Source organism: Mycoplasmopsis alligatoris A21JP2 (assembly GCF_000178375.1).
Classification (GTDB): Bacteria; Bacillota_I; Bacilli_A; order Mycoplasmatales; family Metamycoplasmataceae; genus Mycoplasmopsis; species Mycoplasmopsis alligatoris.
Genome location: NZ_ADNC01000002.1, coordinates 1 through 12,937 on the forward strand (window position 1 = coordinate 1; position 12,937 = coordinate 12,937).

General features: G+C 25.6%; 7 protein-coding genes. All 7 read left to right on the forward strand.

Features of this window, described 5'->3' with window-relative positions; all coding sequences use genetic code 4:
- Positions 1 to 87: 87 nt before the first annotated feature.
- The 7 genes from MALL_RS00015 to MALL_RS00045 all read left to right on the forward strand — a co-directional run bounded on the left by MALL_RS00015 (position 88) and on the right by MALL_RS00045 (position 12,936).
- The gene (locus tag MALL_RS00015; RefSeq protein ID WP_005683145.1) at positions 88 to 3,900 is read left to right on the forward strand and encodes a polysaccharide lyase family 8 super-sandwich domain-containing protein; all 3,813 of its coding nucleotides are present in this window, start codon (positions 88 to 90) and stop codon (positions 3,898 to 3,900) included.
- The gene (locus MALL_RS00020; protein ID WP_005683157.1) at positions 3,890 to 6,373 is read left to right on the forward strand and encodes a hypothetical protein; all 2,484 of its coding nucleotides are present in this window, start codon (positions 3,890 to 3,892) and stop codon (positions 6,371 to 6,373) included. The genes MALL_RS00015 and MALL_RS00020 overlap by 11 nt, the downstream gene beginning before the upstream one ends.
- A 2-nt stretch (positions 6,374 to 6,375) precedes the next feature.
- Positions 6,376 to 7,923 (forward strand): DUF2264 domain-containing protein, encoded by a 1,548-nt coding sequence (locus MALL_RS00025; RefSeq protein ID WP_005683075.1) that lies wholly within the window; start codon positions 6,376 to 6,378, stop codon positions 7,921 to 7,923.
- A 53-nt stretch (positions 7,924 to 7,976) separates the two neighbouring features.
- The gene (locus tag MALL_RS00030) at positions 7,977 to 9,704 is read left to right on the forward strand and encodes a GIY-YIG nuclease family protein (protein ID WP_005683155.1); all 1,728 of its coding nucleotides are present in this window, start codon (positions 7,977 to 7,979) and stop codon (positions 9,702 to 9,704) included.
- Between the two features lie 170 nt (positions 9,705 to 9,874).
- Positions 9,875 to 10,993, forward strand: a complete 1,119-nt coding sequence (pdhA, locus tag MALL_RS00035; RefSeq protein WP_005683148.1) for a pyruvate dehydrogenase (acetyl-transferring) E1 component subunit alpha — start codon at positions 9,875 to 9,877, stop codon at positions 10,991 to 10,993.
- Positions 10,993 to 11,991: an alpha-ketoacid dehydrogenase subunit beta gene (locus MALL_RS00040; protein ID WP_005683085.1), complete on the forward strand. Its 999-nt coding sequence runs from the start codon at positions 10,993 to 10,995 to the stop codon at positions 11,989 to 11,991. Before pdhA ends, MALL_RS00040 begins: the two co-directional genes overlap by 1 nt.
- 15 nt (positions 11,992 to 12,006) lie before the next feature.
- Entirely contained in the window at positions 12,007 to 12,936 is a 930-nt protein-coding gene (locus tag MALL_RS00045) for a 2-oxo acid dehydrogenase subunit E2 (protein WP_005683147.1), read from the forward strand.
- The last annotated feature ends 1 nt before the right edge of the window (position 12,937 follow it).

The window sequence follows — 12,937 nt, forward strand, 5'->3', positions numbered from 1 at the left end:
TAAAAATAAATACAAGGGCGATAATTTCCCAATTCTAAGTTCTGAATTAGAAAAAATAGAACAAAAAAAAACTATCGAAAGGTAATTATGAAAAGAAAAAATATTTTAATTTTAGGTTCAATATTAGCAATGCCTTTAATTCCTTTAAGTGCTATTTCATGTGGTAGTGATATAGCTGAATATAAGTGAAGTACAGCAGACAAATATGGTAAACCAATACCAAGAGAAGCAAAAGATTTACATAAATATTTAAAATTTATCCCAATTGAAGAATCGATTCAATCTGTTAGTGCTAAAAACGCACAAGATGTTTTAAACAATGCTGATTTAGATATGAAAGTTAATGCTTTAAAGTCATTTGCATTGCCAGAAAATGAATTAATGCCAGAAGAATTTGACTATGACTTAAAAGCAGAAGCAAATGGGAATTCTTTAAACATAACATTGTTTATCACTGAAAAGAAAAATGGTTCAAAATCTTCAATGAATATTGTTTTAAATGGATTTAGAGATGATTTTGAATTAAGCGATAAAGATCAAGAAATTATTAACAATAATATCTTAGAAATTAATGGATTAAAATACTTAATTGATGGAATTGATAAATCAAAACTTAATGCAACTGAACTAAAAAATAGAACTAATGCATATAAATGAAGTCAAAAAATCATTAATAAATATAATGAATTAAAATATCCAGAAAATCCTATTGCTAATTTCTTTTATGCTTCTACTTACGATAATGGAATTAAAAAAATAGTTTTTGCTAATGACTATTTTAAAAATATTTTTTCTTTATTCAACTCAAACACAAGCGAATTAGTAAAATTAATAGATTCAAAAATAACAAATAAAAATGATGAATTATTAAAGAAACTTAAAGAGTTTGAAACCCAAAAAGATACCGTTTTAAAATTAAACTCAACAGCTAAATATTTAGAAAAAACTAAAGAATTTACTAAATTAATTTCTCCAAGTTCTTTAGACGCTACCACTAAAAAAGAAATATTAGCAAAATTTGCTGATCATTTTACAAAATCGACTATAGTAGAGTTAAATAAGTTTTCAAACGCTAATAATAAAATAGCAACCAATCAAAAAACTTTAAGTCCTAAACTGAATGAATTTAAAACACAAATAAATCAATTAAAAACAAGTTCTGATTTTAATTTACTTGATTCATCTCTTACAAATTTAAATAGTATTATTTCGTTGATTATAGAACAAGTAAATATTGATAATGCAATTAGTATTCAAAATGCAGAATTTTTAGCATTGCAAGGTGCTTATGATTTAATTAATAAAAAAGAAATTCAAGTAGTAAAAAATAATGAAACTGGTGTTATTGTAAATCCTGGTTATTCAGATGCGCCTTATGTAAGAACTGCATTACAAAAAATGTTATTTATAGCACAAGCATATCTAATAAATGAACCTGATAATAAGTTGTATAAAAATCAAGATCTTAAAAAAATAATTATTCAAGTTATGGATGATTTTGCTAAAAAATATTACTTTAGAAATCAACAACAATTTGTTAATTGATGGTTTTATGAAATTGGAATACCACGTGAGTTAACAAAACTTCTAGGAGTTTTAAATAAAGTTTTTAATGAAGAATTAAAAACAAATGAATTTAAAGATAAATTCGAAAAATGAAGTGATGGTATTAACTACTTTTTACCAAATGCACGTTATGGTGGTGCTGCAAAAACAGCCATTATTAATTATGTACCTGTTACTAAAAAAAGAATTCAAACTGGTGCTAATGTAATTGATACTGCTAAACCAATTTTAGCAACTGCTATTTTAAATAAAAATACAAGTTTAATTCAAGATGCTCTTATGGCTATGTATGATAACTTATTTAGAGAATTTGTAAAAACTAAAGATGGTTTTTATAAAGATGGTTCATTTATTCAACACGATAATTTACCTTATGCTGGTTCTTATGGAGAAGTTTTATACACTGGAATAGCTGATATATTTAAGTATTTTGAAAATTCAAGTTTTGATTTATCGAAAGATAAAAGATTTGAAAGAATCTATAAATTCACAGAATTAGCAGTTATGCCTTACGTGTTTAATCTATCAATTTCAGATGGATTAAGTGGTCGTTCATTAGTTCGTTTAGGACATGGAGATAAGCAAAAAGGTATGAATATTTTAGGAGCATTAACTATTATTGTTAAAAATGCACCTGAATTATATAAAGCAAGATTAAATAATTTTATAATCGAACAATTAAGTTTGTTTAGCAAAGAAGATTTAGTTAAATTTGGAAAAGATTACAAAATAAGAGATGTTTATGTTAATAATTTAATTGAATATAAAACTAAAGAAAAAATGACAGTTTTACCTAGAAACAAGGAAGATTGAGAATTTTATGAAACATCTTATTTTAATAAATATAATGAACCTTCAACAAGAACTGATTCACTAAAAGATAAAAACAATGTTCCAGTTGGAAGTGATTTAGCATTATCTAATAACGGTTTGGTTTTTAGTAAAAACCAAGATCGTTATGTTTGAAAAACAGATAATTTTATGTTTAATATCAACTTGCATGGACGCACAATAGGTTTCCCTGAAGCAACTTTAGGCGAAAACTTAGAATCATATTATTATGCCGATGGAGCAACTACATTGCATACAAAAGCAAACAATAATCCTTATGCAAATGAATATTGAACAATTTTAAATCCAGAATTAGTTCCAGGTACATCATCTATTCACACAAGTCAATTTGATAAATTATATGCTTATAACTTCCCTGATCAATTAGGAGCTGATGTTTCTAAATGAACTGATAAAACACTAAAAAAACAATATGACGATTTTACCGCAGCACTAAGAGATAAACAAAAGAAAATTGAAGATAACGTTTCATTACATACAAATGACTCATTTAATAACGGAATCATCTATAAACAAGATGGATTTGTAAAAAGTATGGTTGAAAACTGAAATTCAAGTTTAATCACCAGAAAAGTTTATTTTATGATAGATAATCAAATAATTACAGTAGGAAATGTACATTTTACAAATCCAAACAATATTGTTACAACAACTATTGAAAATAGAAGTCAAGCAAATGAAAACAGTGCTTCATATAAAAAAGAAAAATTCTTAAACAAAGAAATTTTTGTATATGAAAATAAAGATAACAATGAAGTAAATGGTTATGTTGTTTTAGACAATATTGCTTCTAGCAAGCTAAATAAAGAATCTAAATATCCAATATTAGCAAATGTCAACCGTTCATTTGCTAAAGAAAAAAATAAAATAAATAAACTTTATAATACTTTAACAATTGATCATAAAACAAATAAAAAATTTGCTTATTCTACTATTCCTAATTATGACAAAACTAAGAAAAACAATTATGAAACCAACTTAAAAAACTTCAAAATTATTTTAAATAATCATGATTATATAATTGCTTCATATACTAAATTAGTCGATGGAAAAGAATCAACTACTTATTATATAGCTTCATTTGTTGAAGAAAACAAATCAAAAATTGGAAAAGATAAAGACTATGATGCCAAAATAAAAACAGGTATTTATGTACCTGGTTTAGATACTAAAATTTACTTATCCAGTCCTACAACAATGGTTATTGAAACAGAAAAAAATTCTAATAGATGGAACATTATTTCTTCATCAGATTTAAATCTAAAAAATTATGAAATCTATTTTGATAAACAATTTAGTAATTTAGAATCAAAACTTGTTACAAATGACAAAATAGAATACTCAAATAAAGAAAGTAATGAAGTTAAACTTTTTGTTAAAAACGCTACCCAAAGCGGTGTAAGTGTGTTTAATAATTTTGCTTTAAATAACGATATAAATCACAATGCTTGATTTACATTAGAGGTAAAAAATGAAAAATAAATTTAAAAAAATGTCTTTAATTATATCTGCACCTTTAGCATTATTCCCAATTATTATTGCCTCTTGTGAAAACACAAGTTCCAAAAATGGTTCTGGTAATGATTGAAGTATTCCAAGCAATAAGCCTGGAAATGAAAAGAATTTAGTTTTAAGTGAAAAAGTTGATAATAAAACTGTAAATGATTATTTTAATAACGTTACTTTGTTAAGTAATAAACACAAAAATATTGACTCATGAATAAACGGGTTTAATAAGATATTCAACAATCAAGATTATCAATTTTCATTTAATAGAACTAGTAAAGATGAAGCTGTTGATGTTTCAAAATATGCACAAATATCTGGTGAAAAAGTAAATAATCAAGTTCTAAATAAATATTTAAAATTTAGTGATTTTAACTTTCCACAATCAGTAGGAATTGACTTAAAAGCTAAAAAAGAAAACAATAAAATTTCAATTCTGTTTTCTTTATATAACCCTATTGCTAAAACTAATAAGTTAACTGAAAAAACATTAAGTTTTGATTTTACTGAAACTAAAATTACTTATGAAGATTTAATTGAACCAGTTAAACTAAATTTAGAATTATTAAACTCATCTAAAGATTTAAAAAATAATGAATCTACAAAAGCTTCATATGTTAAATTAGAAACTGAAGTAAATAACGCTAAAAAATTATTAGATTCTAAATCTAGTGATTCTGTAAATATTTCAAAGTCGTTAGAAAATATGCAAACGGCTTTAGATGCCTTAAATAATTCAATTAAGACGTTTAAACAATCAGATGTTTTTGCAGAATTAAAACTATTAGTTTCACAAATAAAAAACAAATATACTTTATTTGACCAAAACAACTCAATCAAAGCAATAAAAGCAAAAAATGATGAACTAAAAACTAATGTAGCAAACGCAGAAATATTTATCAATACAAAACAATTTGATGAATCAAAAAACACCAAGTTTTTAAGCGATTTAAATTCAAAATTAACTGAATTAGATACTTTAAATAATGGAGTAGAAGGTAAACTTGATGAATTTATTAAGAATTTAGGTTCTAAATTAAACTATAAAAACGATAATTTAGAAACGGTTGATTTATCAAAAGTGCTTTCAAGTGATTTTATTTTAAAAGAAACTGATAAAGTTGAAGATCTATCTTACACTTTAACTGTTGCTCCAAATTATGCGTATGGAAAAATATTGATTAGTGGACAAGCTAAATACGGAAAATTCAGTAAAGACATAATTCCATTTGGTTCAACTGAACAGTTTAAGAAAAATAATTTTTTGAATGATTGATATATTAAACAAAATTTTTCAGATTTAAATAATGTAAAAAATGGGACATGATCTAAAACTACGTTTGATTCAGAGAAAAAAATTGCCGATGAATTATTGACTAATATAAAAAAATATTTAACTAATAATGAATTAAAAGCAAACTTAACATCTGTTTGAATAATGTCTCAATTATTGATAAAAGACAAAGAAGAATCAAAAGCCTTAAAAAATGTTAAAGAGAATTTTTTAAACTCAAAATCTTCAAAATTAGAGTTTATTCAAAATGCATCAAGATGATATGACTTTAGAAGATTATTTAGAGTTTACTCATATGCAAATTTTAATCCTACTGGTAAAAAAGACAGTTCATTGGATTCATATAGAAATGATGAAACAAAAAAAATTATTAAAGATTGACTAAATGATTTAATATCAAACTATTATAATTCTAAAACCACTGAAGATTCTGGAAAATGAGCATTATTTGAATTCTATGCTCCTTTTAAATTTATAGAACTTCATTTGTTGATTAATGATTTTTTAGATAAAGAATTTAATGATAAATTTTTTAAAGCTATTAATAGATTTGCTCCTTCAGTTTCTAAATACGGATTAGTTGAAGGTGGAACAAGTAAAATATCAAATAGATATATAGATAACTTTTTATATGTACAATATACTTTTTTAGTAAGAAACTATACAAATTTATTTCTTGGCGATTTAACTAAATCATTACAAGATGCGACAGATTATTCAGACTATTTAAAGAATAATGATTTTACATTACTATTTAAAAACAAATCTAATGTTCAACAATTTCAAAAAGATATTGACAAAATAAGATTATTTAACAACATGTATACAGAACTTGCTAAAGATACAAATAAATCTGATTTAGGTATATTCAAAAAAGTTGATTTAACTAAATTGTTAAACTGATTCAAAACTGAATATTTAGCAAAAGAAATATCTTTTGAAAAATTAAATGCTGTTAAAGGTGAAGAGTTAATGAAAAATTTAGGAATAATTTATAGATTATTAACGATTAATACCAAATACTCTACCATGTTTTTAAATGAATTAAAAAATGGAATTTTAAAAGGTAAAAATGAATCAGATTTTAAAAATCTTTCAAAAATAAATTTTGGTTTTGTGATGAACGACTGAAAAAATATTTTTCTTAAAAAATAGCTATGAGTTTAAGTAACAAAAAAGATTTTGCAAATTTATTAAAAAAATTAACTAAACCTCTTTTAAAATATTACTCAAAAAACGATACTCAATTAAAATGAGGAAGTAGAAAAGTAGTTTACAATCAACACATTGTAGGAATAGAAGGTTTTAGTAGAGTTTTATGAGGATATTCTTCTTTATTTACTGATACAGATGAATTTACCAATAATCCTACAACAAAGGCATTTTGATTTAAAACAATTAATGGTTTAATAAATGCTACTTCAACAAATAACACTAAATATAATTGAGAAAAGCCAGAAAATTATAACCAGATTTATGTTGAGATGTGTTCAATTGCAGTTTTTATATTATTTAATAAAGATAAATTAAAAAAAGAACTATCACATAGTCAAATAAGTGATTTGTGTACTTATTTAAACAGAATAAATGATTTTGAATTTAGTAAAAATAATTGACAATTTTTTAGAGTTATGGTAAACATTGCTTTATTAAGTTTAAATTCAGAATTTTATAATGAAAATAAAATGCTAGAAAGTTTAGAAACAATTAATAAGTGTTATATAAAAGATGGTTGATATTATGATGGTAGGGCAAACCAAAAAGATTATTATATAGCTTGAGGTTATCATTATTATGGATTAATTTTTAATTATTTTGTTAAAGATAAATTTCCAAAATGAGCTAATTTATTTTTAAATAGAGCAATTGAATTTTATGATTCATATAAATACTTTTTTAACTCTAAAGGTTGTCAAATAAGATATGGACGTTCATTAATTTACCGATTTGCAGTTAGTTCTTATTTTAGCGCTTTAGCTTTAAACAATATTTACCCAAATGGAATTGAAGAACTAAAATGATTTATTACAAAAAATATTTCTTACTTTACTAATAATAAAAATAATTTTGATTCAGAAGGAAAATTAAATTTAGGATTTGACAAAAAAGATCATACTTTTTTAGAAGAATATAATTCAAATACAAGTCCTTACTGAACCTTAAAAACATTCATTATTTTAGCTTTAAACAAAAATAATGAATTTTGAAAAGCATCAATTAAAGAACCTAAGTGAGATAATATTAAAAAAATAGATGCGCTAAAAAGTATTATTATCAATACAAAAACAAATGAAAAATATTTAATAAATCCTGGACAATATGCTGTTTTTAATCCTAAATATAATCAAGAAAAATATACTAAAGAAATTTATAAAACCAGCAGCGAATTCAAAGTTTATTCTAAAAATTTATCTAATGATTTGGAACTATTCATTTCAAAAGATAATATTAATTTTTCTACTAAAAAACTACCACAAACTATAAATTTAATAAACGACAGTGTTGTATCTGAACACGAAATAGAACAAGTAATAATCAAAACAACAAAATGATTTGAACAAAAAAGTAATACTATATTTATTAAATACGAATTTTTAAATATAGAAAATGATATTTATATAAGTATTAAATTAAAAAATAAAACTTATATTAAAAAAACTATAAATAAGGAAAATAATTCAATTTTAATACCTTATAAAATCTAATAATTAACAAACAAAACCTGGAATATACTAGGTTTTTTTGTTAAAATTTAACTATGTTTAATGATGATAAAAGTGAAGAAATAATTACTAGAATTAAATCTCTTCCAAGTGAACCAGGTGTTTACTTGTGAAAAGATAAAAATGATGCAATTATTTATGTAGGAAAAGCAAAAAAGCTAAAAAATAGAATGCTTCAATATTTTGAAGGTAGACTAAATTCGCATAAAACAAATGACTTAGTTAAACAAATTAATGACTTTGATATTTATATAACAAAAAGTGAAAAAGAAGCTTTAATTCTTGAAAAAAGACTAATTGAAAAATATTCTCCAATTTATAATATTCAACTTTTAGATGATAAACGATATCCATATATAAAAATAAGTTTAGCTAAAAAGTTAAGCATTAAACTAGATCGTAAATTAATAAAAGATACAGAAAATAATACAAGTTATTTTGGACCATTTCCGCATGGATTTGGCGCAAAACAAATTTCACAGTTTTTAGAAAGTGAGCTTTTATACGAAAATGGCTTGCTTATAGACAAAAAAGACAATGATTTTTGATTTAATCAATATCAAAAAGCCATAGAAATTTTATCTTTTAAGGATAAAAAAATAATAGATAAAATTAATCAAAAACGGCTTGCTGCAGAAGACTTATTAAACTATGAACAAGCAAGAGATTATTTAGAATTGAGCAAATATTTTTTAAAACTTAAAGAAACGCAACAAATTGAACTAGAGAAAGAAAAAAATATTGACGTTATTGACTTTATACAAAAAGATAATTATTTACATATTACAGTTTTATACTATATTTATGGTGTTTTAATCAATAAAGATTCATGAACTTTTAAAATACATTCAAATGTTGAAGATGCAATAAGTGAATTTTTAAACTTTTTATATAACAAAAAAGCTTTACCAGATCAAATTTTATTAACTGATAATTTATTAACAAGTGAGTTTATAAGCGAATTCCAAAATAAGATATTTTTCCCAAAAATTGGTGCAAAAAAGGCAATTTTAGAAATTGCTCATAAAAATAATTTAGTTTATATTGAACAAAAAAAATCAAAATTAAACTTAAGAAATATTGAAGCTATTACACAATTAGCAGCACTTTTAAATATAGAAAAAATTCAAAACATAATCGCTTTTGATAATTCAAGTATGAACAATGATGCTAAACTTGGGGTTGCAATTGCTTATAGCAACGGTCAAAAAAACAAAAGTTTATACAAAAAGTTTGACCATAGCAAATATAAAGAACAGCTTTTATTTAACAGCGATGATGAATTTATGTACCAAAATGTTTTAAGATATTTTAAAAATAATTCCTTCAATGTTAATGATTTAGTAATTATTGATGGTGCTATAAGTCAGCTCAAAAAAGCAATAAAAGCTCTAAATGAGCTTAATATAAAAATAAATATAATTTCACTTGTTAAAGATGATAAACATAAAACTAGTCACATATTAAATAGTAATTTTAAAAAAATTGAAATAGTCAATAAAGATTTATATAACTTTTTAGCTTCAGTTCAAATAGAAGTAGATCGTTTTGCTAAAGAATATTTACGAAACAAACGAATTACTAGCACTTTTGAAGGCTCAATTGCTAAAATACCTGGAATAGGTAGTAAATATGAAACTAAATTATTGAACCATTTTAAAACTTATTCTGGTATTTTAAACGCAACACATGAGCAATTATGTAAAGTTGTACCAAAAAATATATGTGAAAAAATTATGAAAACATTAAAAAACAAAAATTAAGCCATTTTTGGCTTTTTTTATTCAATTTTTATCTACAAAACAACTAAAAAATACATTTTATGGAAATTTTACCATATATAATTGGATGCTAAATTTTTTAATATCTAAAAGAATATAATAAAACTTATAATAGAAAATAACTATTATTTAAAATAAAGAAAGGTATTAAAATGAAGTACAAATACGTAATGTCAAATGGAAAAGTTAATGTAATGGACAAACCAGAAAGCATTATTCGTCACTTAGATATAGATGGTAAATTAATTGATAAAAAATATAAACCACAACTAAGTAATGAAAAGCTTGTTGAAGCCTACAAATGAATGGTTTTATCAAGACAACAAGATGTTTATATGCTACAGTTACAAAGACAAGGTAGAATGTTAACTTTTGCACCAAATATAGGAGAAGAAGCATTGCAAGTAGCTACAGCTTTTGCAATGGACAAGAAAAAAGACTGATTTTTACCTGCGTTTCGTTCAAATGCAGCTATGTTAGTTTTAGGAGTTCCAATTCTAAATCAAATGATCTATTGAAATGGAAATGAAAAAGGATCAATTATGCCAACAGATAGCAATGTTATGCCAGTTAACATTGTTATAGCATCACAAATTTCGCACAACGCCGGAGTAGCTTTTGCACTTAAACAACAAAAAACAGGTGGAGTTGCAGTTACTTTTATTGGTAATGGTGGAACAACCGAAGGAGAATTTGCTGAAGGAGTTAACTTTGCAGCTGTTCAAGAATGACCAGCAGTATTTTGTGTAAACAACAATCAATGAGCAATTTCTACACCAAATCATTTTGAATCAATTTCTTCAACAATCGCTGCTAAAGCTCATGCTTTTGGATGTGCAGGATTATTAGTTGATGGAAATGACTTATTAGCAAGTTATGACGTAATTAAAGAAGCTATGGATTATGCAAGAAATGAATCAAAACCAGTTATTGTTGAATTTTTAACATGAAGACAAGGACCTCATACAACATCAGATAACCCAAGAATTTACAGAAGTGAAAACGATGAAAAAGAAAACGAAAAATGAGAGCCAATGCATCGTATAGAAAATTATCTAAAAAGTGTTAAAGCACTTGATGATGAACAAATTAAGAAAATTTGAGAAGAATCATTAGTTACAGTTAAATCAACATATGAAGAAAGTATGAAAAACATCAAAACTGATATTAACGATGTTTTTGATTACACATACGCTACAATGCCAGAAGAATTAAAAGAACAAAAAGATGAAGCAATCAAGTTTTGATCTAAACATGAAGGAGCTAAATAATGTCAGATAAAATTTTAGTTAACAATATTCAAGCTTTAAACAACGCTTTAGATTTAGCTATGAGTGCTGATGAAAAAGTTGTTTTATTTGGAGAAGATGCTGGATTTGAAGGTGGTGTTTTTAGAGCTACTGAAGGATTACAAGCAAAATATGGTGTAAAAAGAGTTTTTGATACACCTATTTCTGAAGCAGCTATTGCCGGAGTAGCATTTGGTGCTGCTGTTGCTGGATTAAAACCAATTGGTGAAATTCAATTCCAAGGTTTTTCATACCCTGCAATGCAACAAATTTTTACACAAGCTGCAAGAATTAGAAACCGTTCAAGAGGTAGATATACATCACCTATGGTTATAAGAATGCCTATGGGTGGTGGAATTAGAGCTCTAGAGCATCACTCAGAAGCTTTAGAAGCTATTTATTCACATGTTCCTGGAGTTAAAGTTGTTATGCCAGCTTTCCCATATGATACTAAAGGATTATTATTGGCTGCTATTAACGATCCTGATCCTGTTATTTTCTTAGAACCTAAAAAAATATATCGTTCAGGGAAACAAGAAATACCTGCTGGACACTACACTATAGAAATCGGAAAAGCAAATGTTTTAATTCCCGGAAATGACTTAACACTAGTAACATATGGTGCACAAGTACACGATGCACTTAATGCTATTAAAAAATTAAGAGCAGCCGGAAATAATATGTCAATAGAATTAATTGACTTAAGATCACTAAAACCTATTGATACAAAAACAATTGTTGAATCGGTTAAAAAAACAGGTAGATTACTTGTTGTACATGAAGCTGTTAAATCATACTCTGCAAGTGCTGAAATTATGGCTAGAGTAAACGAAAATGCTTTTGAATATCTAAAAGCTCCAATGATGAGATTAACAGGTTACGATATTACTGTTCCTCTTGCAAAAGGTGAACACTATCAAGCGATTAATGAAGATAAAATAATTGAAAAATTAAATGAATTAATGTCATTTAAATTCTAAAAATAAGGAGAAACAATGAAATTAAAATCAACACCTATTGCTCGTGCAATGGCTGCTAGAAACGGCATTGATATTGAGCAAGTTACAGGGACAGGAATTAATGGAAAAGTTATGATTGATGACATTAAAAACTTTTTAGCAAATAAAAGCGCTGCTCCAACAGCAACTCCTGCTCCAGTTGCAAGCGCACCTAAAGCTGCTGCTCCAACAGCACCAAGTGCACCAACTAAACCAGTTTTTGTAGCTGAACCTCACTCAGAAGCTGTTAGCCCAATGAGGAAAGCAATTGCAAAAGCTATGACAAATTCATGATCAAATGTTGCTTATACAAACTTAGTTCATGAAATTAACATGACAAGATTGTGAAATCTACGTTCATCAATTAAAGACTTAGTTTTAAAAAACGAAAATGTAAAATTAACATTTTTACCCTACATAGTTAAAGCAGTTTCTATCGCTTTAAAAGAATTCCCAAAATTTACAGCTAAATATAATGAAGCAAAAAGCACATTAGAATACCCAGGTGTAATCAATGTAGGAATTGCTGTTGATACTGAAGCTGGATTAATGGTTCCAGTTATCAAAAATGCTGCATCAATGAGTATTTTAGAAATAGCAAGTGAAGTTGTAAGACTAGCTGGCGCTGCAAGAAAAAGAACAATTAAACCTGATGAAATGAAAGGTGCTGGATTTACAATCACAAACTATGGTTCAGTAGGATCATTATTTGGAGTTCCAGTTATTAACTATCCTGAATTAGCTATTGCTGGAGTTGGTGCTATAATTGACCGTCCTGTAGTAGAAAATGGTGCAGTTGTACCAGGTAAAGTTATGTATATTACTGTTGCAGGTGATCACCGTTGAATTGATGGAGCTGAAATTGGAAGATTTGCTTCTAGAGTAAAAGAATTATTAGAAATGCCAGAAGTGTTAGGAGTTTATTAAT